This window comes from Kocuria sp. CPCC 205235, from assembly GCF_040980905.1.
In the GTDB taxonomy this organism is placed as follows: domain Bacteria; phylum Actinomycetota; class Actinomycetes; order Actinomycetales; family Micrococcaceae; genus Kocuria; species Kocuria carniphila.
This window is the reverse complement of sequence record NZ_JAVKPR010000008.1, coordinates 37,678-62,988: the sequence shown is the minus strand read 5'-3', so window position 1 is coordinate 62,988 and position 25,311 is coordinate 37,678. Positions and strand designations below refer to the sequence as shown.

Here is a 25,311-nt window from a genome sequence, read left to right as displayed (position 1 = left end):
TCTGAGGTGAGTAATAGAGTGACTGCCGTGTCCGAGCAAACCCGCGAAGCCCCCGTGAAAAAGCACTCGTCTACCGGTCTTGCCCAGCAGGTCGCGTCCGATCACGCGCCCAAGCTGAGAGCCTCCGGAGCGTCCGACCTGACCGAAATCGTGGTCCAGGGCGCCCGTGAGCACAATCTCAAGAACGTGGACCTGACCATTCCACGCGACTCCATGGTCGTGTTCACCGGTCTGTCCGGTTCGGGAAAGTCCTCGCTCGCGTTCGACACCATTTTCGCCGAGGGACAGCGCCGCTACGTCGAGTCGCTGTCCTCCTACGCCCGGATGTTCCTGGGACGCGTGGACAAACCAGACGTCGACTTCATCGAGGGGCTGTCCCCGGCGGTGTCCATCGACCAGAAGTCCACGTCCCGCAACCCGCGCTCCACGGTGGGCACCATCACCGAGATCTACGACTACATGCGTTTGTTGTGGGCGCGCATCGGTCACCCGCACTGCCCCGTGTGTGGCGAGCCCATCACCAAGCAGACCCCGCAGCAAATCGTGGATCAGTTGCTCGAGCTGCCCGAACGCACCCGTTTCATGGTGCTCGCACCCGTCGTCAAGGGGCGCAAGGGCGAATTCGTTGATCTGTTCCAGCAGTTGAGCACCCAGGGTTTCTCGCGAGCGATCGTGGACGGGGAAACCGTCCAGTTGGATGATCCTCCCAAGCTCAAGAAGCAGTACAAGCACACCATCGACGTGGTCGTGGACCGGCTCACGGTCAAGGCTGAAGCCCGGCAGCGACTCACCGATTCGGTGGAAACCGCGCTGAATCTGGCGGAGGGCCGCGTGGTGATCGAACTCGTTCCGCGCGAGGGCGAGGAAACCGCGTGGGCCGGCAACAGCCGGATGTTCTCCGAACACCTGGCGTGCCCCAACGAGCACACGCTCCAGACCGACGAGATCGAACCGCGGTCCTTCTCCTTCAACGCGCCGTTCGGTGCCTGCCCCGAGTGTGACGGCATTGGTTCGCGTCTGGAAGTGGACGAGGACCTGGTCATTCCGGATCCGGACCTGTCCATCATCGAGGGTGCGGTGGCCCCGTGGTCCCTGGGTAAAGCCACGAGTGACTACTGGAACCGGTTGCTCGCGGGCCTGGCCGAAGAGGTCGGATTCGACCTGCTGACCCCGTGGAAGGACTTGTCGACCAAGGCAAAGAAGGCCGTGCTCAACGGCAAGGACTACAAGGTCACGGTGTCCTACAAGAACCGTTGGGGTCGCGAACGCCGTTACTCCCAGGGTTTCGAGGGCGTATTCGGTTACATCAAGCGCAAGCACGAGGAAACCGAATCGGATCACGCCAAGGACCGCTACGAGCAGTACATGCGGCAGGTCGCGTGCCCCGCGTGCGACGGTGCCCGGCTGAACCCCACCATCCTGGGCGTGACCGTGGGCGGTCTCAACATCGCCCAGGCCACCCGCCTGCCCATGCGTGATTCCCTGGCGTTCTTCCAGTCGTTGGAGCTCTCGAATCGTGAGGCTCAGATCGGCGACCAGGTGCTCAAGGAGATCGTGGCTCGTCTGACGTTCCTGATCGACGTGGGACTCGACTACCTCAACCTGGAACGCGCGGCAGCCACCCTGTCCGGTGGCGAGGCACAGCGCATCCGGCTGGCCACGCAGATCGGTGCCGGGCTGGTGGGCGTGCTCTACGTGCTGGACGAACCGTCCATCGGTCTGCACCAGCGCGACAATCGGCGACTCATCGAGACCTTGGCGCGACTGCGGGACATGGGCAACACGCTGATCGTCGTCGAACACGACGAGGACACCATCCGTGAAGCGGACTGGATCGTTGACGTTGGTCCCGGTGCGGGTGTGCACGGCGGCGACGTGGTGCACTCGGGCACCTACGAGGGCCTGCTCGAGAACAAGAACTCCATCACCGCGGACTACCTCTCGGGACGCCGCGCGATCGAGGTGCCAGAGCGGCGTCGTCCGATCGACAAGAAACGCCAGCTGACCGTGGTGGGCGCGCGCGAGAACAACCTGCAGAACCTCACGGTCGACTTTCCGCTGGGCGTGTTCGTGTCGGTGACCGGTGTTTCCGGCTCGGGCAAATCCACCCTGGTCAACGACATCCTGTACACCTCGCTGGCCAATAAGCTCAACGGCGCCAAGCAGGTGCCGGGCCGCCACAAGCGGATCGACGGCGTGGACCACCTGGACAAGGTGGTGCACGTGGACCAGAGCCCTATCGGTCGCACCCCGCGCTCCAACCCAGCGACCTACACGGGCGTATTCGACCGGATCCGCAAGCTGTTCGCGGACACCCAGGAAGCGAAAATCCGCGGTTACCAGCAGGGCCGGTTCTCGTTCAACGTCAAGGGCGGGCGCTGCGAGGCGTGCTCGGGTGACGGCACGCTCAAGATCGAGATGAACTTCCTGCCGGACGTCTACGTTCCGTGTGAGGTCTGCAAGGGTGCTCGGTACAACCGGGAAACCCTGGAGGTCCACTACAAGGGCAAGAACATTGCCGAGGTTCTGGACATGCCCATTGAAGAGGCAGCAGAGTTCTTCGCACCGTTCACCGCGATTGCGCGCTACCTCAACACCCTGGTCGAGGTGGGGCTCGGTTATGTCCGCCTGGGACAACCCGCCACCACGCTCTCCGGTGGTGAGGCCCAGCGTGTGAAGCTGGCTGCGGAACTGCAGAAGCGCTCCAACGGTCGCACGATTTACGTGCTGGACGAGCCCACCACGGGCCTGCACTTCGAGGACATCCGCAAACTGCTCATGGTGCTGCAGTCATTGGTGGACAAGGGCAACAGCGTGATGACCATTGAACACAACCTGGACGTGGTGAAATCTGCGGACTGGGTCATCGACCTGGGACCCAATGGCGGTTCGGGTGGTGGCACGATCGTTGCCGAGGGAACACCGGAAGACGTGGCCAAGAACAAGGACAGCTTCACCGGTCAGTTCCTGTCCGAAGTACTTCAGACATCGGCGGACCGTAAGGCAGCCGCACACGCCTGACCAGTGACCATCCAGCAGTAACTCCGCAGCAACCGAGAGAAGGCGCCCGTGAACCCTCAGACTCCCGTGGTGTTGTGGGACCTGGACGGAACCATTCTGGATCCGGCCGGTGCCATTACCGAAGGTATTGCCGATGCACTGTGGACGTGCGGTTTCCCCGTCCCGGAGAATCTGGAGCGTTTTGTGGGCCCTCCCATCGGCGAGTCTCTGAGGCACTTCACGGAGGTGCCGGAGGATCAGATTCCTCAGGTCGTTTCCGTCTACCGCGCCGGGTACCTCACGGAAGGGCTACAGCGCACCCGGGTCTACCCGGGGATCGAACGCGAATTGGGCCGGTTGCAAGGTCTGGGCGTTCGTCAAGCGGTTGCGACCCAGAAGCCCGAACGGATCGCGACTGAAGTGGTCGAGCGGTTCGGTCTGGCGGATTACTTCGAGACGGTCAGCGGCGCGGCGGATGATCTGGCGCAGCCCAAGGAAGGCCGCACCGCCATGCACGACAAGCCCGAGATCATCGGCGAGGCGTTGCGCAGGCTCGGTATTGGTACCCCGGATCCGACACGCACGGTCATGATCGGGGACCGCAGTTACGACGCCGAGGGTGCGCACGCGCACGGGCTCGATTGTTTAGGTGCCGGGTGGGGTTTCGGACAGCCCGGTGAACTCGACGAACTGTGTGTGGCGGTGGTCAGTTCTCCCTCGGAGCTGGCAGCATGGACTGACCGGTACAACGATTCCGGGGAGGGGTAGCTCGCACCATGGATAAATATCGGTTGTTGCAGACCTCGGTCACCAGGGCCTTCAAGGCGCTGTGTCGACCCGTGGTCACGGGTACCGAGAAGGTCCCCGACCACGGACCAGTGATCATCGCGTCCAACCACCTGTCGTTCCTGGACTCCGTGATCCTGTCGGTCATGATGCCCCGGCGCGTGAAGTTCATTGCCAAGGCCGAGTATCTGACGACCCCGGGCCTCAAGGGTCGAATCATGCGTGAACTCTTCGAGATGATCGATGTGATCCCCGTGGAGCGCGGTCAACAGAGTGACTCTGTAGCGGCGCTGGCTCCCGCACTCGAACACTTGGAACAGGGCAACATTTTCGGCATCTACCCGGAGGGCACTCGCTCCCGTGACGGTTATCTGTACCGGGGCCGCAACGGCGTGGCGTACCTCGCCTACATGACCGGCGCTCCCGTGGTGCCGGTGGGGCTCGTGGGTACCCAGCGGCTACAGCCGCCCGGATCCAACGTGATTCGTCCCGCGCGCTTCGAACTGCACGTGGGCGACCCCATCCACGTTCCCAAGACCGGGCCCCAGCACAACGGTCGCATGCGCAAGGAACTGACCAACCAGGTCATGGACGCCATTGCCGAGCTGTCCGGGCAACCCCGCAAGGACACCTACAACCAGTCGCCGTCCGCGGAGAAGGATCCCGAACGTGGCTGATCCAGCGAGCTACAAGCCGGCTCGCCAGGACATCCCCACCAACCCCGGGGTGTACCGCTTCCGGGACGAGCACGGCCGAGTCATTTACGTGGGAAAAGCCAAGAACCTGCGCAACAGGTTGTCCTCATACTTTGCGCCGTTGCATCAGCTCTCACCCAAGACACGGACCATGGTCACCACCGCCGCTGCGGTGCAGTGGACCGTGGTCGGATCCGAATTCGAGTCTCTACAGCTCGAGTACACGTGGATCAAGGAATTCTCCCCGCGCTTCAACATCGCCTACCGCGATGACAAGTCCTACCCGTACCTCGCGATCACCATGTCCGAGCCCGTTCCGCGCGCCATGGTCATTCGCGGGGACAAGAAACCCGGCAACCGGTATTTCGGCCCGTATTCGCAGGCATGGGCGATCCGCGAGACCCTGGACGCCCTGCTGCGCGTGTTCCCCGTGCGCACCTGTACCAAGGGTGTCTTCCAGAGAGCCGAGCGAACGGGACGGCCATGCCTGCTCGCCCACATCGACAAGTGCTCCGCCCCCTGCGTGGGCACCATTTCCCGTGAAGACCACCGGGCCCTGGCGGAGGACCTGTGTCGTTTCATGTCCGGGCACGCCAAGCCGTACATCCGCGAACTCGGCCGCCAGATGCAAGAAGCTTCCGAGCGCATGGACTTCGAAACCGCGGCCGCTCGCCGCGATGATGTGGTGGCCTTGGAGAAAGCGTTCGAACGCAACACCGTGGTGCTGGCCGACAACACGGACGCGGACTTCTTCGCGCTTGCGGAGGACGAGCTGGAAGCCGCCGTGCAGGTGTTCTACGTGCGTGGCGGCCGCATCCGCGGTCAGCGCGGCTGGATCACGGAAAAGGTCGAAGAGGTCTCGACCGGAGAACTGGTCGAGCATCTGCTGCAGCAGGCCTACGGTGAAGCGACCGTCGAGCTGAATCAGACCCAGCGGAGGGGGAGAAAGGTGGCCCAGCAGGGCAGCCAGGACACCGTGGCCAAGCACCGTCGCACGGCCGAGCTCGCGTACCGACAGGACACCGTTCCGCGCACCGTGTACGTCTCCACGGAACCGGAACAGGCCCCGGAGCTCGAGAACTGGTTGAGCGAATTGCGCGGTTCCCGGGTGACCATCTCAGTCCCGCAGCGCGGTGACAAGGCACAGCTGCTGGAAACGGTGTCCGAGAACGCCCGCCAGGCGCTGGCGTTGCACAAGTCCCGCCGAGCTGGCGACCTGACCACGCGCTCCGCCTCCCTGCAGCAGCTGCAGGAGGCACTGGATCTCCCGGACGCGCTCATGCGCATTGAGTGCTACGACATCTCCCACGTGCAGGGTACCAACGTCGTGGCCTCCATGGTGGTCTTCGAGGACGGTCTGCCCCGCAAGGGGGAGTACCGCAAGTTCTCGATCACCGGTGATGCCGCCCGCGATGACACGGCTTCGATGTATGACGTGATCCACCGCCGCTTCACACGCCACCTCGAACAGCAACGCAAGGCCGCCGAACGCGGTGTGACCTCCGGTGAGGTCACCGCGGATCAGGCCGATGAGGACAACGGCCGGGTCTTCGCGTACCCACCGAACCTGGTGATCGTGGACGGTGGACCGCCCCAGGTGGCCGCCGCGCAGCGTGCCCTCGATGACCTGGGGATTACCGACGTGTACGTGGTCGGGCTGGCCAAAAGACTCGAAGAAGTCTGGTTGCCGGACGACGAATTCCCGCTCATCCTGCCCCGCGCCTCCGAAGGGCTGTACCTACTGCAGCGCGTGCGCGATGAAGCACACCGCTTCGCGATCAAGTTCCATCGTGAAAAGCGCTCCAAGTCCATGACCGTGTCCACCTTGGATGCCGTCCCGGGGCTCGGACCGGCCAAGCACAAGGCCCTCATGAAGCACTTCGGATCGATCAAGAAATTGCGTGCGGCGACCGTTGATGAGATCGCTCAGGTCAAGGGTTTCGGCCCGGGTCTGGCCGAGCGGGTGGTGGCTGCGCTGGGAGGCGGGGAAGCGCCGTCGGCGGCCGTGGACGTGGGGACGGGGGAGTTGCTCGATTGAAACTGGACTACCCTGGAAGCGGACCCATTGCAGGCAAACAGTCAGGCGGCGCAGACGGACATGAGTAATCCAACTCCTGAGTCGGATTCCCCCACCCCCCAACTGCAACCGGTTAAACCCCCCACCTCCGAACTTTTGATCGTCACCGGGATGTCCGGTGCCGGTCGCTCCACGGCGGCCAACGCGCTCGAGGATCTGGGCTGGTACGTGGTGGACAACCTGCCACCCCAGATGCTGAGTACCCTGGCGGATCTGGTCGCACGCACCCCGGAGACCCTGCCCAAGCTGGCGGTCGTCATCGACGTGCGCGGCAAGGCGCTGTTCAATGACATGCGCGAGACGCTCGCGGCGCTGGAGAACTCCGGTGTGGAGTTCTCGGTGCTGTTCCTGGACGCCTCGGACGAGGTGCTGGTCTCGCGCTACGAACACCAGCGCAGGCCCCACCCGCTGCAGGCCGGTGGCCGAATCCTGGACGGCATCAAGGCAGAACGTTCACTGCTCCAGGATTTGCGTGAATCCTCGGATTCCGTGCTGGACACGTCGTCCTTCAACGTGCACGCGCTCACGCGCGCCGTGGCGGACATGTTTTCGACCAACGGTCCGGTGGTGCTGCGGTTGACCGTCATGAGCTTCGGTTTCAAGTACGGCGTGCCTGCGGACGCGAATTTCGTGGCCGACGTCCGTTTCATCCCCAATCCCCACTGGGTTCCGGCGTTGCGTCCGCGCACCGGCAAGGACCCCGAGGTGCGGGATTACGTGTTCGGTCATTCCGGTACGGCCACATTCGTCGATCGTTTCGTCTCCATGCTTGAACCGGTGTTCGCCGGCTATCGGACGGAGAATAAGCACTACGCGACCATCGCCATTGGTTGCACGGGAGGTAAGCACCGTTCCGTGGCGGTCACCGAAGACATCGCGAAGCGACTGAGCAAGTCCCCGCGCGTGACCGTCAACATCCAACACCGAGACATGGGGCGCGAGTAGTCGCAGACCCGGTGCCCTAGACCCTACGGACCACTATGAGTAACTTTCCTTCGACCGGCGCGCTGCCGAGGCTGCCCTTGAGCACCCGGCGCGACGTCGACCCGTACCATTCCTTGGATCCCGCCGCTCGCGACGGCCTCACCGACGCCGATTCGGTGGTCGCCCTGGGCGGGGGTCACGGCCTCTCCGCGAGCCTGTCCGCATTGCGCCTGCTCGCACCGGCCGTCACAGCCGTGGTCACGGTTGCCGACGACGGCGGATCGTCCGGTCGGTTGCGCACCGAGATGAACGTGCTCCCTCCGGGGGACCTGCGCATGGCACTGGCTGCGTTGTGTGATGACTCCCAATGGGGCCGTACCTGGCGCGACGTGATGCAGCACCGGTTCCAAGACCTCGAACACCCCAACGAGGGACTGGACAACCACGCGCTGGGAAACCTGCTGATCGTGACCCTCTGGGAACTGTTGGACGACCCGGTTGACGGTCTGCGCTGGGCCGGTGCCCTGCTGGGTGCCAGGGGACAGGTGCTCCCCATGTCTCGGGAACCGCTGGTGATCGAGGGTGATATCGCACCCAACTCGGATCCCACCGAGCCGTGCCCGCCCGAACTCATCACCCGTACGGTCACGGGTCAGTCGTTGCTCGCCAAGCAGGCGGATGTGTGCAATGTCCGGATCAACCCGCACGATGCGCAGGCGTGCCCCGAAGCCGTGGCCGCCATCGACCAGGCGGCGTGGGTGGTTCTGGGCCCGGGTTCGTGGCACACCTCCGTGCTGCCGCACCTGTTACTGCCCGGGCTGCGGGACGCGATCTGCAAGTCCCCGGCCAAGCGACTGGTCACTCTGAACCTGTCCCGCGATTCCGAGACCCTGGGCATGAGCACCGGGGACCACCTGCGGGTGCTGGCCCGCTATGCGCCCGAGCTGCGGCTGGACGCCGTGCTGGCGGATCCGACCGCGGCCGAGTCTCCGCACGACGTCGAACTCGCGGCGGCGCAATTGGGCGCCAAGGTGCACTGGGCGGATCTGCGCGACAACGACGGCTCATCCGTCCACAACCACTTCAAGCTGGCTGCGGCCTACCAAAAAATTATGAATGCGGACGGCTGATCACCGACTCGATCGGTGGCCGTTCCTCAATCACGCACAAGGAGACCTACTCACATGGCATTGACCTCGTCGGTCAAGGACGAACTTGCACACCTGCAGGTCAAGAAATCCTCGGTCCGGGGCGCTGAGCTGTCCGCTCTGTTGCGGTTCACGAGTGGGCTGCACATTGTGGGCGGCCGGATTGTGATCGAGGCCGAGGTGGACACCGAAGCCACCGCGCGCCGCACGGCCCACACGATTAACGAGGTGTACGGGCACTCGACCGAATTGGGTGTGATGACCGGCAACGGACTACGCCGGGACCGCACGTGGATCGTTCGGGTGGCCCGCGACGGTGAAGCTCTTGCTCGCCGGACCGGTCTGTTGGACGCCCACGGGCGCCCGGTGCGGGGCCTGCCGCCCTCGGTCGTGAACGGAACCGTGGAGGACGCCGCGGCGGTCATGCGCGGTGCGTTCCTCGCCCACGGTTCCTTGACGGAACCTGGTCGCGCGGCGGCCATGGAATTCACGTGCCCGGGGCCCGAGGCGGCCCTTGCCCTGGTCGGGGCCGCACGGCGATTGGATGTGCTCGCCAAGGCGCGGCAGGTTCGTGGCATCGATCGCGTGGTCGTAAGGGACGGTGACACGATCGCCGCCCTGCTGACCCGCATGGGTGCACATCAGAACCTGTTGCAGTGGGAGGATCGCCGCATGCGCAAGGAGGTCCGCGCCACGGCCAACAGGCTCGCCAATTTCGACGACGCCAACCTCCGGCGTTCCGCACAGGCTGCCGTTACCGCCGGGGCCAAGGTGGAGCGGGCGCTCGATCTGCTCGGCGACGAAGCACCGGAACACCTGCGCGCGGCCGGCAAGCTACGCGTGGCCAACAAACAGGCGAGTTTGGACGAGCTGGGGCGGTTGTCCGATCCGCCACTCACCAAGGACGCCATTGCCGGACGGATCAGGCGACTGCTCGCCATGGCCGATCGCCGTGCCGAGGAGCTCGGTGTTCCGAACACGAGCGAGTTCGCGGCGGCCGCCGGCCTGTCACAGCGGCGGTGACCCTAGCACGCCGTCGAGAACGGAAAGTTAATGTTGGTTTATGTGGGGTTTGATCGCGCTCAGCGATGAAAATTCGCGGGATGCACTGGGAAACACCCGGGTATCTCGATAGAATAAACGCGGTAGAACAGCTCGGCTCTCATGAATCTGAGAATCGACAGATGTTGGAATCTTACCGATCGTGACCGATCCAACATCGGGTCTCGCGAGGGCCCGCATACCGACATTGTCAATGACAAGAGGAGATCGCAGTGACCATCAAGGTTGGCATCAACGGATTCGGACGCATCGGACGTAGCTTCCTGCGTGCAGTGCTCACGCAGCACGGACACAACATCGAGGTCGTGGCAGTTAACGACCTGACCGATCCGGAGACTTTGAAGCACCTGTTCGAGTTCGACTCCGTCATGGGCCGTTACCCGGGCAAGGTTTCCCTGGACGGCAACGTCATGACTGTCGACGGACATAAGATCACCTTCTTGGCCGAGAAGGACCCCTCCAAGCTGCCTTGGGGTGAGCTCGGCGTAGACATCGTGGTTGAGTGCACCGGTAAGTTCACCAAGGGCCCGCAGATGCAGGCGCACCTGGACGCCGGGGCCAAGAAGGTCGTGCTGTCCGCGCCGGGCAAGGAAGTTGACGGCACCTTCGTGTACGGCGTCAACGAGAAGGATTACGACCCCGAGACCATGAACCTGCTCTCGGCAGCGTCCTGCACCACCAACTGCCTGGCCCCGCTGGCCAAGGTCATTAACGACGAGTTCGGCATTCAGCGCGGTCTGATGACCACCATTCACGCTTACACCGGCGATCAGCGCCTGCACGACGCTCCCCACAAAGATCTGCGCCGCGCCCGCGCCGCCGCTCTGAACATGGTTCCCACCACCACCGGCGCTGCTGCAGCGGTCGGTCTGGTGCTCCCGGAGCTCAAGGGCAAGCTGGACGGGTTCGCCGTGCGCGTTCCCACCCCCACCGGCTCGATCGTTGACCTCACCGTGGACGTCGAGAAGGACGTCACCGTGGAGTCCGTCAACGCGGCCGTCAAGAAGGCTGCCGAGGGTGACTTCAAGGGCATCATCGAGTACTCCGAAGAGGCTCTCGTCTCCAAGGACATCGAAGGCTATGACGTCTCCACCGTGTTCGACGCCCCGCTGACCAAGGTCGTGGACAACCAGGTCAAGGTCATTGCCTGGTACGACAACGAATGGGGCTACACCATTCGTTTGGTCGACTTTGTGTCGTACGTGGCAGATAAGCTCTGAGTTAGACCTCTGAGCGGCGCCGATGCCCTGTGGGTATCGGCGCCGTTTTCATAGGGACCTGTTTTCTCACTGGAAGGGATGAACCGGACATGGCCAAATCGCTGGACGAACTGATTTCTGAGGGGGTGTCCGGTCGGCGAGTGCTCGTCCGTTCGGACCTCAACGTGCCACTGGACGGCACCACCGTGACCGACGACGGCCGCGTGCGCGCCTCGTTGCCCGTACTCACCAAACTGGCCGAGGCCGGCGCCCGAGTAATCGTCATGGCTCACCTGGGTCGCCCCAAGGGTCAGGTCGATCCTAAGTACTCGATCGCCCCGGCCGCCCAGAAGCTGGACGAACTGGCCGATGTCCCCGTCAAGGTCGCGAGCGACGTCGTCGGCGAGGACGCTCAGGCCGAGGCCGACGCTCTCCAGGACGGCGAGATCCTCGTGCTCGAGAACGTTCGTTACGATCCGCGCGAGACCTCCAAGGACGACGCCGAGCGGCAAGAGTTCGCCGCCGAGCTCGCCGCACTCACCGGAGACAACGGTGCCTACGTGGACGACGCCTTCGGTGCGGTGCACCGCAAGCACGCCTCCGTGTACGACATCGCTCAGAAGCTGCCCGGTTACCTGGGCGACCTGGTCAAGAAGGAAGTGGACGTTCTCAAGAAGGTCATTTCCGACCCCGAGCGTCCCTTCGTGGTGGTCATGGGTGGTTCCAAGGTCTCGGACAAGCTGGCCGTGATCGAGAACTTGATCGGTAAGGCCGATTCGTTGCTCATCGGTGGCGGTATGGTCTTCACCTTCCTCGCGGCTCAGGGCTACTCCGTGGGCGGCTCGTTGCTCGAGAAGGACCAGATAGACGTCGTCAAGGACTACCTGGACAAGGCAGAGGCCGCCGGCACCGAGATCGTGTTGCCCGTGGACGTCGTTTACGCTGCGGCCTTCGACAAGGACGCCCAGAACGAGGTCCGCCCCGTCGAGGACATCGAAGGTGGCGAGATCGGCGATTCCGGTCTGGGCCTGGACATCGGTCCCGAATCCGCCAAGATTTTCGCGGACAAGATCAAGTCCGCCAAGACCGTGTTCTGGAACGGCCCGGTGGGCGTGTTCGAGATGGCGGCCTTCGCCAACGGCACCAAGGCCGTTGCGGACGCGCTGGTGTCCTCGGATGCCATGAGCGTGATCGGCGGCGGCGACTCCGCATCCGCCGTGCGCAACCTGGGTTACAGCGACGACCAGTTCGGTCACATTTCCACCGGCGGCGGCGCTTCCCTCGAGTTCATCGAGGGCAAGGAGCTTCCGGGTGTGGTGGCCCTGGGCGCCTGAGCCAGCCCCCACCGAGAACGTGAGTGCCGCGCGGGGCCTGTGTTACGGCACGGGCCCCGCGCGGTTTTATTCGAAGGAGAAGCTATGACCAGCAAGACCGATGGAAACTTTGACCGCACACCCCTGATCGCGGGCAACTGGAAGATGAACATGGACCACGCACAGGGCATCGCTCTGTTGCAGAAGCTCGCGTGGACCCTCAAGGATGCCAAGCACGACTTCCAGCGCGTCGAGGTGGCCGTGTTCCCGCCGTTCACCGACCTCCGTTCGGTGCAGTCCTTGGTCGAGGGCGACGGCCTGCAGATCGTCTACGGTGCCCAGGACCTTTCGGATCAGGACTCGGGCGCGTACACCGGTGACATTTCCGGTGAGTTCCTGGCCAAGTTGGACTGCACCTACGCATTGGTGGGTCACTCCGAACGCCGCACCGTGCATCACGAGTCGGATGAGCAGTGCCGCGACAAGATTCGTGCGGCCATTCGTCACAAGCTGACCCCCATGCTGTGCATCGGTGAGGGTCTGGACGAGCGTCAGTCCGGCAACCACGTGACGTTCACGTTGGAGCAGCTGCGAGGCAGTCTGGCGGACCTGAACGAGAAGGAGCTCGAGGGCCTCGTTGTGGCCTACGAGCCCGTGTGGGCCATCGGAACCGGTGAAGTGGCCGGCCCGGAGGACGCTCAGGAAATGGCGGCTGCGATCCGAGAGGAACTCGGAAAGCTCTACAGCGAGGACTTCGCTCAGGCCACCCGCATTCTCTACGGCGGTTCGGTCAAGTCCTCCAACGTGGCCAACATCCTGGGCGGCTCTGATGTGGACGGTGCCCTGGTGGGCGGCGCCAGCTTGGATGCGGAGGAGTTTGCTAAGATTGCACGGTTCGAGCAGCATCTGCTCAGCAACTAGGCATTCCAGTGAGCGGCCCGCGGTGAGAATCCGCGGCGCTCCTACGGTCGATCAGCGACTCCCGAGGAATTGAGGCTTTACGTGGAGATCCTGCAGCTTGTTCTGCAAGTGGTCATTGTGGTCACCAGCATCCTGTGCATCATGTTCGTCCTGCTCAACAAGGGCAAGGGCGGCGGCTTGTCCGACATGTTCGGCGGCGGCATGACCCAGTCACTCAACACCTCCGGAGCGGCCCAGAAGAACGTGGTTCGCATGACCACCGTCCTGGCCATCGTATGGGTTCTCGCCATCGTCGGGTACGCCCTGTCCTTGCGGTTCGCGCCGCCGGTCGTCTGATCGTCTAAAACGTAGCCAAGGCCCGGAGACTTCGGTCTCCGGGCGTTGTGCGTTTAACGCTCGTACCCCCGCGACATTTCGGGCAGAGCTTCGCAGCTGATGACCACCATGACTCACAACCAGTCTGACAATGGGGGATGGGCACATTTCAGGCACGGGTTGGCGGCGGTGGCATAAATGGCCGAGGTTCGCACAGCTACGACGGTTTTAGCAGCGATCCTCTGCCAAGTATGTCCACCGGCGCCGAAGTCCTGGAGTGTGCCCGGTAGCCGGAGGCGAGGGGGCCCTCTTTCACGCCTCAGGTGGCGTTAGAACGCACAGGGAGACGGCCGAGAACTTTGGCGCCAAACCTCGCACGTCTTAGGTGCCGCCGGAACCGTTGATGTCATCTGACGCGTCGGTAGACCCCTTCTGAGCCTCCGGAAAGGTTCTAGGGACACCTCAGATGGGTTGGCGGGTTCTTGTGGCTCCCACGATGTCAACGTGAACTGGGCTCGAGGCGCCGGGGTGCGTCGTCGTCGCTGGTGGACAATGAAAGGGTTGGGACAGAACTAGGACTGTGGTCGGCAACATCTCAGGTAGAACTTCGTGACTGACGACCAGTGGTGGGGACATTCCAGGCACGGCTTCGCGGCGGTGACATTCTTGGCAGACGTTCGCAGAGCTACAAGGGTTTTAGAAGCGATCCTCTGCCAGAAATGTCTACCCACGCCTCAGGTGCCGCCGGAACCGATGATGACATCTGACGGGCCGGTAGAGCCCTTCTGAGCCACTGGAGGGGTTCTACCGGCCCGTCAGGTGTAGCGGTGTGGGTTCTCCCGGCACCTGAGGCGCGTTAGAGGTGAACATGACGTGGAAACGGGAGAGGGCCTGTCTACGCTTCAGGTGCAGTGGAGGGTTCTAGCTCCGACCAAGGTGCGCGGGTGCAGCGCGGGAGCATGAGGAAGAGCGGTCCCTTAGCCCTCGGGGTCCTGGGGGAGACCGGGGAGGGCGTCCTCCGTCACCAGCAGAAGCGTCTCTTCGGTTCCGCGGACGGCGCTGCCGGGGGCGGACTGGGGGGTGGCCTCGGGGTCACGGATGGCCGCGAGGGCTTCGGCCTTGGCGCTGCCGGCCACCAACAACCACACTCGTTCCGCCGAATTGATCGCGGGAAGAGTCATGGTCACTCGTGTGGGGGGTGGTTTGGGGGAGTCATGCACCGCCATCACAGGGGTGCTGGTCACGGTGACCTCTTCTCGGCCCGGGAACAAGGACGCCACGTGAGTGTCCGGACCCAGGCTGAGCAGCATGAGGTCGAAGTACGGGAGTCCGCTATCCGACCCTTCCTGCTCGGCCGCGGTGGCGAGTTCCTCGCGGTAATCGGCGGAGGCTTCCTCGGCAGTCGACATCTCGTCGGAGGCGGCGATGGGGTGAATCCGGTCCCATTCGAGATCCAACTGGCCCTGGGCGGCGTCGGCGGCCTGGACCCCGTTGCGTTCGGAGTCAGCGCCGGGCACGAACCGTTCGTCGGACCACCAGACGTTGACGCGCGACCAGTCCACCAGGGCGGAGTCCGGGTCGTTGGCTATCGCCTGGATCACCTTGTTGCCCATGCTGCCGCCGGTGAGGACCAGTGTGGCCTCGCCGCGCTCATCCTGGGCTTGCTCGAGCACGGTGATCACGCGTCGTGAGGTCTCCTGAGCGAGCTCCTCCTGACTGCCGTGAGGGACAATGCGGGCGTGGTTCACTGGGACTCTTCTCCATCCATTGCGTCTTCGACGGCCTCTTCCAACTCTGCACTGACCATGGCCTTGGTGATCACGTCTCCGTAGACCTCGTCCGGATCCAACCGACGCAGTTCTTCGGCCAAGCACACGTTGAGGTCGCGGACCGGCATGGCGATCTGCTGATCGGGCTGACCGGGCTGCTTGAGAACCGCCACCGTATTGCCGGGTCTGTGCAGTTCGATGGGGCCATCGTCCGTGACCAGGGTGACCCGGTCCATCCCGGGCCGTTCGGTCTGGGTGATGAACTTCGCTTCGCAACCCAGGGCATTGGCCAGCCACACGCCCATAAGAACGACAGACGGGGAGCGCTCGGCACCCTCGACAATGACCTCGCGGACCGGCACGGCACCGATCTGATCGAAGACCGCCGCGAGCTGGATCCGCCAGCTCGTGATGCGGGTCCACGCCAGGTCCGTGTCACCCGGGCGGTACTGCTGGGACAGCTGCTGCAGTGACTTGAACGGGTCATCCGCCCGGGCGGAATCGGTAATGCGGCGGTGGGCGATCTTACCGATGGACGAGTCGCCGGGGGGGTCCGGGAAGTCATGGGGCCACCACGCCACAATGGGCGCGTCCGGCAGCAGCAATGCAGAAATCAAGGTCTCGGTGGGCTCGGCCAGTTCACCGTAGCCGTGCAGGATGATCACCTCGGAGGCACCGGCGTCCCCGCCCATGCGCAGCTGGGCGTCCAAGCGGGTGGCCTCATTCGCGGAATGCGCCACGTGCACGATGATCCGGCAGGGGTGCTCGTGGCTCGCGAAGTTCGCGGCCTCGATCGCCATTTCCGAGTGGCCCGCGCGGGCCAGGATCACCAGCGTGAGCACGCGGCCCAGCGTAACCACACCGTTTTCGTCCCGCAGCGAGTGCAGCTTCTTCTCGATGGTCGATGTGGTGGTGTTTTCCATTTGTACGATCACGGTCGCCTCCAGACACGTCCGTCGCGAGCCATGAGCTGATCCGCGGTTTCGGGGCCCCAGGACCCCGGTGCGTAAGCGTCAGGCCTGATGTGGTGCTCGGCCCAGTAGTCCTCGAAGGGATCAAGGATCTTCCAGGACAGCTCGACCTCGGAATGGTCCGGGAACAGCGGCGGCTCGCCCAACAGGACATCCAGAATCAGCCGCTCGTATGCTTCCGGGCTGGACTCGGTGAAGGCATGGCCGTAGCCGAAGTCCATGGTCACGTCGCGGATCTCGGACTGGGTGCCGGGAACCTTGGAGCCGAAACGAATGGTCACGCCTTCATCCGGCTGAATGCGGATCACAATGGCGTTCTGACCGAAGTCGTCCTTGTCCGGGGAACGGAACAACAGGTTGGGCGATTTCTTGAATACCACGGCGATTTCCGTCACCCGGCGGCCCAGCCGCTTACCCGCGCGCAGGTAGAACGGGACGCCCGACCAGCGGCGGTTGTTGATCTCCAGCCGCAGGGCCGCATAGGTCTCGGTGCGGGAATCCGCAGGGATGTCCTGTTCCTGATGGAACCCCTTGACCTCGGCACCACCCTGCAGTCCAGCCGTGTACTGGCCCAGCGCCGAATACGCGCCGAGATCCTCGGGCAGGATCACCGACTCCAGGACCTTCGCCTTTTCGCGGCGCAAGTGGTGCGCGGAGAACGCCGGCGGCTCCTCCATCGCGGTGAACGCGAGCAATTGCAGCAGGTGATTCTGAATCACGTCGCGGGCAGCACCCACGCCGTCGTAGTAGCCGGCGCGCGACCCGATGCCGATGTCCTCGGCCATGGTGATCTGCACGTGATCCACGTAGCGGGCATCCCACAGCGGCTCGAACATCTGGTTGGCAAAGCGCAGCGCCAGAATGTTCTGCACCGTTTCCTTGCCCAGGTAGTGGTCGATGCGGAAGACGCTGTCCGCTGGGAAAACGCGCTCCACAATAGCATTGAGTTCGCGCGCGGATTCGAGGTCGTGGCCGAACGGCTTCTCGATGACCACACGACGCCAGCCCTCGCTGCCGTTGCTGTCGGCCAGATCGTGGTCGGCCAGCTTCTGACACACCACATCGAAGGCCTTGGGCGGAATCGATAGGTAGAACGCGTGGTTGCCCCGCGTACCACGGGACTCGTCGAGTTCGGTGAGGGTCTCGGCGAGACGTTCGTAGGCGGCGTCGTCGTCGAAATTACCGTGCACGAAACGCAAGCCGGACGCGAACTGCTCCCACATGGCCTCGTTGAACGGGGTGCGGGCGTTGTCCGCGATCGATTCCTTGACGTACTCGGCGAACTGCGCGTCGTCCCATTCGCGGCGGCCGAAGCCCACCAGCGAGAACGACGGCGGCAGCAAACCGCGGTTGGCCAGGTCGTACATGGCCGGCAGCAGCTTCTTCTTGGCAAGGTCGCCGGTCACGCCGAAAAGCACCAAGGACGACGGCGCCGCGACTCGCGTCAGGCGCCGGTCCCGGGGATCCCGGAGCGGATTGCTGGTGTTGTGGTGAGGCACAATGCTCCCTGACTCATCCGGACCAACGGACCGGGGCATTACGACGATTGCGTAATGCCCCGGTCCGCGGCGACCGGAAAACTATGAATGGTAACGATCTTAGAGCTCGGCTGCGGCCTTCAGGAGCTGCTCGACGCCGGGCGAACGGTCGGTCAGACGCAAGCGCAAGACCGGGCGGTGGTGATCCGTGAGGACCTTGGCGTCACCGTCGGCCTGGGCGGAAATCAGCTCGCCGAAGGAGAACGGGATCTCGGGGATGTCCACGTCCGTGTCGGTGGCGGCCGTGATCTGCAGGTAGACGCCCTGGGCCGGTCCGCCCTTGTGGTATTGACCGGTCGAGTGCAGGAACCGGGGTCCCCAGCCGAAGGTGACGGGGCGACCGGTCTTCTCGGCCAACACCGGCCGGATCTTCTCAAGTTCCGCCCAGCCCAAACGGTCGAAGTAGGCCTGCACGCTGACGTAACCGTCCTCGGGCAACTGATCCAGAAGGGCCTTGAGAGCCTCGGGAACCGTGGTGGCGCCCTGGAGAACCTGCTCGGAACCGCGGATCTCGATGGAGCCGTCCGTCGCTTCTGCGGGGGTCGGCTCGGGGGACGAGGCCAGCAATTCACGGGTGGCGTTCTTGGCGGATTCCACGTCCGGCTGGTTGTAGGGATCGATGCCCAACAACTGACCGGCCACGGCGGTGGCCACCTCGAAGGCCATCATCATGGCGGCCAAGGAACCGGAAATGGCCACGGCGTCGCCGTTGTCCACGGGCTCGGCGTCCTCCGAGACGAGGGATACCACAAGAATGTCGGCTGCGCCGCTGGACAGCTCCGGCGCGCCTTCGGACACGACCACGGGGAGCACGCCGGTACCGGACTTGCCGGTCGACTCGGCGATCAGCTGCTCGGCCCAATCCGCGAAACCAACTACTGGAGCGCCGTCGTTGACGATCACGATCTTGTCGCGCAACGGTTTGGTGCCGCCCAAGGCAGCGCCCAGGCGAAGGCCGATGTTGTCCTCGTCGTCATCGCTGAGGAATTCTGCGGCTTCCTCGGCGTCGTCCAGGAGCTGCTCGATGTCTGCCCCGGCCAAGCCGGAGGGAACCAGACCGAACGCGGTGAGCGCGGAGAAACGGCCACCCACGTTGGGGTCGGCATTGAAGACCTTGCGGTAGCCGGCCTCCCGTGCGGAACCGTCCATGGGCGACCCCGGATCGGTCACGACCACGATCCGCTGCCGCGCCTCAATGCCGGCCTTCTCGAAAGCGGCGACGAACGCACGCCGCGCCGAATCGGTCTCCACGGTGGAACCGGACTTGGACGAGACCACCAGGGCGGTCTTGTCCAGGTCCTGCAACGCCAACTGCACCATTTCGGGATCGGTGGAGTCCAGCACGAACAGCTCAACCCCCTCGGAGCGGGTGATGACCTCGGGCGCCAGGGAGGAACCGCCCATGCCCGCCAGTACGAATCGCGTGACCCCCTCGGATGCGAAATCATCGCGCAACTGCAGGATCTCGGCCACGAGGGGACGAGACACCGTTGCGGCCTCGGTCCAGCCCAGGCGAATCTTGGCCTCCTCTTCGGCCGCGGGCCCCCACAGGGTGGGGTCCTTGTCGAAGAGCTTGGACGCAAACTGTTCCTCGACCAAGCCTGGAACCTTGGATTCGATGGCCTGACGCGCGGCGCCTGCCGCAGACAATGACAGTGAGCTCATGAAGAGCCTCCTCGTGGGTGCGATGCGTGCTGGTGGGTTGGCGGTCAGTGAATCAGCGGGCGTTGTCCAGGGCGGTACGCACCGTCTCCAGCAGCTCGTCCCAGGACTTGTCGAACTTGTCCAGGCCCTCGGTCTCGAGCTGATCCACCACGTCCTGGTAGGAGATGCCCTGTTCGGCGATCGCATCCAGGAGCTCGTTGGACTCCTGGTAGGTGCCGGTGACGGTGTCCCCTGTGACCTCACCGTGGTCGAAGGTCGCGTCCAGGGTCTTCTCCGGCATGGTGTTCACCGTGTTGGGAGCCACGAGCTCGGTCACGTACAGGGTGTCCGGCAGGGCCGGGTCCTTGACGCCGGTGGAGGCCCACAGCGGACGCTGCGCATTGGCACCCGCGGTTTCCAGACGCTTCCAGCGTTCGGTGGTGAACTGCTCTTCGTAGATCTGGTAGGCGAGGCGGGCGTTGGCCAAGCCGGCCTTGCCCTTGAGCGCCTTGGCCTCGTCGGTGCCGACGGCGTCCAGTCGCTTGTCGATCTCGCTGTCCACGCGGGACACGAAGAACGAGGCCACGGAGTGGATGGTGGACAGGTCCTTGCCGTTGTCGAGGGCCTCCTCCAAGCCCAGCATGTACGCGTTGATCACCGCGCGGTAGCGCTCCAGCGAGAAGATCAGGGTCACATTCACCGAGATGCCCTCCGCGATGGTTGCCGTGATCGAGGGCAGGCCTGCTTCGGTCGCGGGGATCTTGATGAGCGCGTTGGGGCGATCGATCGTCTGGGACAGGCGCTGTGCCATGGCTGCGGTGGCGTCGGCGTCCTGGGCGAGTCGGGGATCCACCTCGATGGATACGCGGCCGTCCACGCCCTGGGTGGCTTCGGCGATCGGAGCGAAGACGTCGCACGCGTCGCGGACGTCGTCGGTGGTGATCGTGAAGACGGCCTCGTCCACGTCCGCGCCGGACTGGGCGAGCTCGGAGACCTGCTCCGCGTAGGACTCACCGTTGGCCAGAGCCGAGGCGAAAATCGTGGGGTTGGTCGTGACACCCACAACGTTCTTGGTGTCGATCAGTTCCTGCAGGTTTCCGCTGGTCAACCGCTGACGGGACAGGTCATCGAGCCAGATGGAAACGCCTGCGTCGGACAACTTCTTGGTGGGAGTGCTCACTGTGACTTCCTAACTCATTGCTGGAAATTCTGGTAGTGCCGTTCGGGTGCGGCCGGTCGTGCCAGCTGCACCCGCACGGCAAGGGGGAGAATCAGCGCGCGGCGGCGATGGACTCCTGAGCCTTGCTGACCACGTCCTCGGCGGTGATGCCGAACTCGCGGTACAGGGTCTTGTAGTCGGCGGACTCACCGAAGTGCTCGAGGGACACGGCGCGTCCGGCGTCGCCCAGGATGTCGTTCCAGGACATCTTGACGCCGGCCTCAACGCTCACGCGGGCCTTGACGTCCGAGGGGATCACGGATTCGCGGTAGTCCTCGTCCTGGGCGTCGAACCATTCGCGGCACGGCATGGAGACCACGCGAGCGGCCACACCCTGTTCGGCCAGCTGCTGACGTGCGGCGACGGCCAACTCGACCTCGGAACCGGTGGCGATCAGCACAACGTCCGGGGTGGACTCGGTGTCGGCCATCACGTACGCACCGCGGGCCACGCCCTCGGCGGAGGCGAACTTCTCGCCCTCGGCGTCCGGGTGGAGATCCACACGGGAGAAGGTCGGCAGGTTCTGACGGGTCAGCGCGATACCGGCGGGGCGGTCGTGGTGCTCGAGCATGGTGCGCCACGCGACAGCGGTTTCGTTGGCATCCGCCGGGCGCACGACGTCCAGGCCCGGAATGGCACGCAGCGCGGACAACTGCTCAACCGGTTGGTGTGTGGGGCCGTCCTCGCCCAGACCGATCGAGTCGTGGGTCCACACATAGATGGACGGCACCTTCATGAGCGCGCCCAGGCGAACCGCGGGGCGCTGGTAGTCCGAGAAGATCAGGAACGTACCGGAGAACGCACGGGTCTGCGTGCTCATCACAATGCCGTTGACAATTGCTGCCGCCGCGTGCTCGCGGATACCGAAGTGCAGCACACGACCGTATGGGGATCCTTCCCACATGTCGGTGGAGCGGTTGGCCGGGATAAAGGACTTGGCGTTGTCGATCGTGGTGTTGTTGGAGCCGGCGAGGTCTGCCGAACCGCCCCACAGCTCGGGGAACGTGTCGGCAATGGCGTTGATGACCTGACCGGAAGCCTTACGCGTGGCCACGTCCTTGCCCGCCTCGAAGGTCGGGAAGGCGGCAGCGTAATTCTCGGGCAGCTGCTCCTCACGGATGCGGTCGTACAGGGCGGCCTTGTCCGGGTTGGCCTCACGCCACGCGGCGAAGGACTTCTCCCACTCGGCGCGTTCCTCCTTGCCGCGTTCGGCCACGGAGCGCACGTGCTCGAAGATCTCGGGCTCGATCACGAAGGACTCGGCCGTGTCGAAACCGAGGATCTCCTTGACGGATGCGACCTCTTCTTCGCCCAATGCGGAGCCGTGGATGGCGCCGGTGTTCTGCTTCTTGGGGGCGGGCCAACCGATGATGGTGTTCAGAGCGATGATGGACGGCTTGTCCTTGACCTTGGTGGCCGAGATGATCGCGTTGTACAGCGAGTCGAGGTCTTCCTTGTACTCGCCGCCGTTGCGCCAATCAACACGGGCCACGTCCCAGCCGTAGGCCTCGTAACGGCCCAGGACGTCCTCGTTGAACGCCACGTTGGTGTCGTCCTCGATGGAAATGTTGTTGTCGTCGTAGATCACGACCAGGTTGCCCAACTCCTGGGTGCCGGCCAGTGACGATGCCTCGGACGTGATGCCCTCCTGCAAGTCACCGTCCGAGGCGATCACAAAGATGTTGTGGTCGAACGGCGAGGTGCCGGGAGCGGCGTCGGCGTCGAACAAGCCGCGCGTGTAGCGCTGGCCGTAGGCGAAGCCCACCGAGGAGGCCAGGCCCTGGCCGAGCGGGCCGGTGGTGATCTCCACGCCGGTCGTGTGGCGGTATTCGGGGTGACCGGGGACCTTGGAGCCCCAGGTGCGCAAGGACTTGATGTCGTCCATTTCCAGGCCGTAACCGGAGAAGAACAGCTGCAGGTACAGCGTCAGTGACGTGTGACCCGGGGAGAGGATGAACCGGTCGCGGCCCGTCCAGCGGTCGTCACTGGGATCGTGACGCATGATCTTCTGGAACAGCATGTAAGCAACGGGCGCCAGGGACATGGCGGTGCCGGGGTGACCGTTGCCCACCTTCTGCACGGCGTCGGCGGCGAGTACACGCGCGGTGTCCACGGCGCGGGCGTCCTGTTCGGTCCAGTTCAGCGGTTGCTCAAGGTTCGGCACGGTGGCAAGTCCCTTTCATCGGTGCGGTACTCCACTGCGGCCTGGGGCTCGACGACGTCGCGTCGGCCAGACCACACGGGTTTCAGCGTTAACCTTAGTCCCGCAGCCCAGGCGGCGTCAGTGTCTTGTGCTATCGGTGAATCACGTGCCCGGACGTGCTGTTGATCACCCGGAAATTACGCATTATGACGGCTATACTTCTGTGTGGGTATAGGTACGCGTTCGGAAGGCGGTATCTGCCCCGTACGGCTCGAAATACCACGGCGCCGGATTCGATTAGTTGGAGCATTGATTCTGTGAACCCCCTTGATACCGCGGCACAGTCGGGTCGAAGCGCATCGCAGGCCTCCCACGGCCACGGTGCCACCGGCTCTTCCATCGGCACGGTAGCGCCGGTGGGGTACGAGGGGCCCATGACCGCGGGGCGCAAGATCAAGGCTTACGTGGCGCTCACCAAGCCCCGCATCATCGAACTTCTGCTGGTCGCCACCGTACCGACCATGATTTTCGCCCAGCAGGGCATGCCCAATTTCTGGCTGATCCTGAACACGCTGATCGGCGGCAGCCTTGCGGCCGGCGCGGCCGGAGCGTTCAACTGCTACATCGACCGCAACGAAGACCGCCTGATGAAGCGCACCGCGCGGCGTCCGCTGGTCACCGGTGAGGTTGGTGATCGTGAAGCCCTGATCTTCGCCTGGGTGCTGTCCGCGGTGGCGGTCGCGTGGCTGACCATTGGCGTCAGCGTGCTGTGTGGCGTGCTCGGTGTCATCGCCATTGCGCTGTACGCCGTGTTCTACTCCATCATCTTGAAGCGCCGCACCGCGCAGAACATTGTGTGGGGCGGCATTGCGGGTTGCATGCCGGTGCTCATCGGTTGGGCCGCTGTCCGCGACACCATTGAGTGGCCGGCCCTGGTGCTGTTCATGTTCATCTTCCTGTGGACCCCGCCGCACTACTGGCCGCTGTCCATGAAATATGCCGAGGACTACTCCCGCGCCGGTGTCCCCATGCTGGGCGCCGTGGATACCGCCCGATCGGTGGGCGCTCAGGTCGTGCTCTACGCCTGGGCCACCGTCATCTGCTCGCTGCTGCTGGTTCCCGTGGGTGGCGCCGGTTGGGTGTACGCACTCATCGCTCTGGCCTCCGGCGGCTGGTTCCTGTACCACTGCCACAAACTGCACTCCATGGCGCAGAGCGGCAAGCCGACCCTCAAGCAGGCGATGTTCGTGTTCCACGGTTCCATCGCCTACATCACCTTCGTGTTCGTGGGCGTGGCTCTCGACCCGTTCATCGGCGGCCCGATTCTCTGATCCTCGGTTCCTGACCCGCCGTCACCGACTGGCCGGGCTCGAACTGACGGTACCCGCCGCGCGGGCTTCCTGACTCGCGGGCGTCGTTCCTTGTCACGGAATCTGTGTAAGGCTCACCTAAACTAGCTCCATGCAGTCCATGACTTTTTCCGGTGTCATTGCCTACCCCATCACGCCCTTCTTGCCGGGCGGCGGTTTGGACCTGGAGTCATTGGAGCTCAGCGTGGCCAAGTTGGCGCGCAGCGGCGTGGACGGCGTGGTGGTCCTGGGAACCTCCGGCAGCTTCGCGTACTTGAGCGCCGAAGAACGTGCCCAGGTCGTCAAGGTGGCCGTTGACGCGGCGTCGGGCTCGGAAACACCCGTGGGGGTCGGAATCTCCGCGATGACCACCCGCGAGGTCATGACCATGGCCTACGCGGCGGAGAACAACGGCGCGGACGGGCTGGTGCTCAACCCCCTCAGCTACATTCCGCTGGTTTCGCAGGAGATTGCGGATCAGGTCGAGACGGTTGCGTCCTCACTGTCGCTGCCGCTGTGCCTGTACAACAACCCGGAGACCACGGGCTTCAACTACCCTGTGGAGCTGGCCGCGGAATTGTCCTGGCTGGACAACGTGGTGGCCTTCAAGGACACCGTGGCCACGGGTCGGCTCTTCCACTCGCGGCAGCTGCTCTACTCCCAACGAGCGGATCCCACCACGGTCCACGGGGTGAGTGGCGACCAGATCATTGTGTCCGACTACCCGATGGCCCCGTGGCACACCGGCATGGCGGCGCTGCTGGCTCCCGAGTTCGTGGCCTTCCACCGCGCGGTCATCCACCATCGCGCCAACGAGGCCGCGTTGTGGAGCGCCACGTTGGCGCCACTCATGCAGCTCATGGGTTACGAACGCCCACTGTCCGCGCTTTACGCCCTGGCCGAAGTGTGCGGAGTCCGCACCGGCGCACCTCGTCGCCCCCTGCTGCCGATTCCCACCCGCAGCAAGCGCCTCCTCGCCGACGCCGTGGAACAACTGCGCTCCGCCGCCCCACACATCGCGGACTGACCACTTTCGATCGACGACGCCGCTCGGTCGCCTCGCGCCGCTCGGTACCGGGTACGTGGCCCGACATATGAGGGGTCCTTAGAACCCTTCATGACACCTGAGGAGCCGTTGCGACCTTTCTGCCGCCCCTGGAGGGTTCCTCTGGCACCTCAGGTGTAAGCGGCGGTTCTTCCAACACCTGAGAAATGATCCGCGGGACAGGGGTTCTGAG

19 protein-coding genes are annotated in these 25,311 nt (G+C 64.2%); 13 read left to right on the top strand and 6 right to left on the bottom strand.

Features of this window, described 5'->3' with window-relative positions; all coding sequences use genetic code 11:
* The first annotated feature begins 54 nt into the window (after window positions 1–54).
* From uvrA to secG, 11 genes are all read left to right on the top strand, one after another.
* Window positions 55–3,021 (top strand): excinuclease ABC subunit UvrA, encoded by a 2,967-nt coding sequence (uvrA, locus tag RF638_RS07655; RefSeq protein ID WP_259915409.1) that lies wholly within the window; start codon window positions 55–57, stop codon window positions 3,019–3,021.
* A gap of 48 nt (window positions 3,022–3,069) precedes the next feature.
* Entirely contained in the window at window positions 3,070–3,768 is a 699-nt protein-coding gene (locus RF638_RS07650; protein ID WP_254049377.1) for an HAD hydrolase-like protein, read from the top strand.
* Window positions 3,769–3,776: 8 nt separating this feature from the next.
* Window positions 3,777–4,463, top strand: coding sequence for a 1-acyl-sn-glycerol-3-phosphate acyltransferase (locus tag RF638_RS07645; protein WP_095798124.1), 687 nt, complete (start codon window positions 3,777–3,779; stop codon window positions 4,461–4,463).
* Window positions 4,456–6,519 carry an excinuclease ABC subunit UvrC gene (gene uvrC / locus RF638_RS07640; protein ID WP_129699444.1) on the top strand — a complete coding sequence of 688 codons (2,064 nt, stop codon included), beginning with the start codon at window positions 4,456–4,458 and terminating at the stop codon, window positions 6,517–6,519. Before RF638_RS07645 ends, uvrC begins: the two co-directional genes overlap by 8 nt.
* A gap of 60 nt (window positions 6,520–6,579) precedes the next feature.
* Entirely contained in the window at window positions 6,580–7,503 is a 924-nt protein-coding gene (gene rapZ, locus RF638_RS07635) for an RNase adapter RapZ (RefSeq protein WP_095798297.1), read from the top strand.
* A 35-nt stretch (window positions 7,504–7,538) separates the two neighbouring features.
* A complete protein-coding gene (yvcK, locus tag RF638_RS07630) occupies window positions 7,539–8,612 on the top strand; it encodes a uridine diphosphate-N-acetylglucosamine-binding protein YvcK (protein WP_095798122.1) in 1,074 nt (357 codons plus the stop codon).
* Between the two features lie 54 nt (window positions 8,613–8,666).
* Window positions 8,667–9,653, top strand: coding sequence for a DNA-binding protein WhiA (gene whiA, locus RF638_RS07625; RefSeq protein ID WP_095798121.1), 987 nt, complete (start codon window positions 8,667–8,669; stop codon window positions 9,651–9,653).
* Between the two features lie 251 nt (window positions 9,654–9,904).
* Window positions 9,905–10,912 (top strand): type I glyceraldehyde-3-phosphate dehydrogenase, encoded by a 1,008-nt coding sequence (gap, locus tag RF638_RS07620; protein ID WP_016996631.1) that lies wholly within the window; start codon window positions 9,905–9,907, stop codon window positions 10,910–10,912.
* A gap of 89 nt (window positions 10,913–11,001) precedes the next feature.
* On the top strand, window positions 11,002–12,225 hold the full coding sequence (gene pgk, locus RF638_RS07615; protein WP_259915377.1) for a phosphoglycerate kinase: 1,224 nt from the start codon (window positions 11,002–11,004) through the stop codon (window positions 12,223–12,225).
* A gap of 84 nt (window positions 12,226–12,309) precedes the next feature.
* On the top strand, window positions 12,310–13,125 hold the full coding sequence (gene tpiA / locus RF638_RS07610; protein WP_095798118.1) for a triose-phosphate isomerase: 816 nt from the start codon (window positions 12,310–12,312) through the stop codon (window positions 13,123–13,125).
* 81 nt (window positions 13,126–13,206) lie between these two features.
* A complete protein-coding gene (secG, locus tag RF638_RS07605) occupies window positions 13,207–13,461 on the top strand; it encodes a preprotein translocase subunit SecG (protein WP_016996629.1) in 255 nt (84 codons plus the stop codon).
* Window positions 13,462–14,417: 956 nt separating this feature from the next.
* Here secG and pgl read toward each other — a convergent pair.
* The 6 genes from pgl to tkt form a co-directional block, all read right to left on the bottom strand.
* Window positions 14,418–15,188, bottom strand: a complete 771-nt coding sequence (pgl, locus tag RF638_RS07600) for a 6-phosphogluconolactonase (protein ID WP_368841704.1) — start codon at window positions 15,186–15,188, stop codon at window positions 14,418–14,420.
* A complete protein-coding gene (locus RF638_RS07595; protein WP_368841703.1) occupies window positions 15,185–16,144 on the bottom strand; it encodes a glucose-6-phosphate dehydrogenase assembly protein OpcA in 960 nt (319 codons plus the stop codon). The genes pgl and RF638_RS07595 overlap by 4 nt, the downstream gene beginning before the upstream one ends.
* Window positions 16,141–17,718 (bottom strand): glucose-6-phosphate dehydrogenase, encoded by a 1,578-nt coding sequence (gene zwf, locus RF638_RS07590; RefSeq protein WP_173674305.1) that lies wholly within the window; start codon window positions 17,716–17,718, stop codon window positions 16,141–16,143. The genes RF638_RS07595 and zwf overlap by 4 nt, the downstream gene beginning before the upstream one ends.
* A 60-nt stretch (window positions 17,719–17,778) precedes the next feature.
* Window positions 17,779–19,383: a hypothetical protein gene (locus tag RF638_RS07585; RefSeq protein ID WP_095797871.1), complete on the bottom strand. Its 1,605-nt coding sequence runs from the start codon at window positions 19,381–19,383 to the stop codon at window positions 17,779–17,781.
* Between the two features lie 52 nt (window positions 19,384–19,435).
* Window positions 19,436–20,542 carry a transaldolase gene (gene tal / locus RF638_RS07580; RefSeq protein WP_315279166.1) on the bottom strand — a complete coding sequence of 369 codons (1,107 nt, stop codon included), beginning with the start codon at window positions 20,540–20,542 and terminating at the stop codon, window positions 19,436–19,438.
* 91 nt (window positions 20,543–20,633) lie between these two features.
* Window positions 20,634–22,745, bottom strand: coding sequence for a transketolase (gene tkt / locus RF638_RS07575; protein WP_368841702.1), 2,112 nt, complete (start codon window positions 22,743–22,745; stop codon window positions 20,634–20,636).
* 413 nt (window positions 22,746–23,158) lie between these two features.
* On the opposite strand from tkt, the gene RF638_RS07570 reads away from it, so the two are divergent.
* Window positions 23,159–24,055 carry a heme o synthase gene (locus RF638_RS07570; protein ID WP_095798090.1) on the top strand — a complete coding sequence of 299 codons (897 nt, stop codon included), beginning with the start codon at window positions 23,159–23,161 and terminating at the stop codon, window positions 24,053–24,055.
* Window positions 24,056–24,185: 130 nt separating this feature from the next.
* Window positions 24,186–25,100: a dihydrodipicolinate synthase family protein gene (locus RF638_RS07565; RefSeq protein ID WP_095797874.1), complete on the top strand. Its 915-nt coding sequence runs from the start codon at window positions 24,186–24,188 to the stop codon at window positions 25,098–25,100.
* The last annotated feature ends 211 nt before the right edge of the window (window positions 25,101–25,311 follow it).

What these genes read in the sequence shown, in the direction of transcription:
- whiA (WP_095798121.1), top strand. Translation starts at nt 8,667, where the DNA reads ATGGCATTGACCTCGTCGGTCAAGGACGAACTTGCACACCTGCAGGTC.
- rapZ (WP_095798297.1), top strand. Translation starts at nt 6,580, where the DNA reads ATGAGTAATCCAACTCCTGAGTCGGATTCCCCCACCCCCCAACTGCAA.
- yvcK (WP_095798122.1), top strand. Translation starts at nt 7,539, where the DNA reads ATGAGTAACTTTCCTTCGACCGGCGCGCTGCCGAGGCTGCCCTTGAGC.
- pgk (WP_259915377.1), top strand. Translation starts at nt 11,002, where the DNA reads ATGGCCAAATCGCTGGACGAACTGATTTCTGAGGGGGTGTCCGGTCGG.
- RF638_RS07585 (WP_095797871.1), bottom strand. Translation starts at nt 19,383, where the DNA reads ATGAGCTCACTGTCATTGTCTGCGGCAGGCGCCGCGCGTCAGGCCATC.
- RF638_RS07565 (WP_095797874.1), top strand. Translation starts at nt 24,186, where the DNA reads ATGCAGTCCATGACTTTTTCCGGTGTCATTGCCTACCCCATCACGCCC.
- RF638_RS07645 (WP_095798124.1), top strand. Translation starts at nt 3,777, where the DNA reads ATGGATAAATATCGGTTGTTGCAGACCTCGGTCACCAGGGCCTTCAAG.
- tpiA (WP_095798118.1), top strand. Translation starts at nt 12,310, where the DNA reads ATGACCAGCAAGACCGATGGAAACTTTGACCGCACACCCCTGATCGCG.
- zwf (WP_173674305.1), bottom strand. Translation starts at nt 17,718, where the DNA reads ATGCCCCGGTCCGTTGGTCCGGATGAGTCAGGGAGCATTGTGCCTCAC.
- RF638_RS07570 (WP_095798090.1), top strand. Translation starts at nt 23,159, where the DNA reads ATGACCGCGGGGCGCAAGATCAAGGCTTACGTGGCGCTCACCAAGCCC.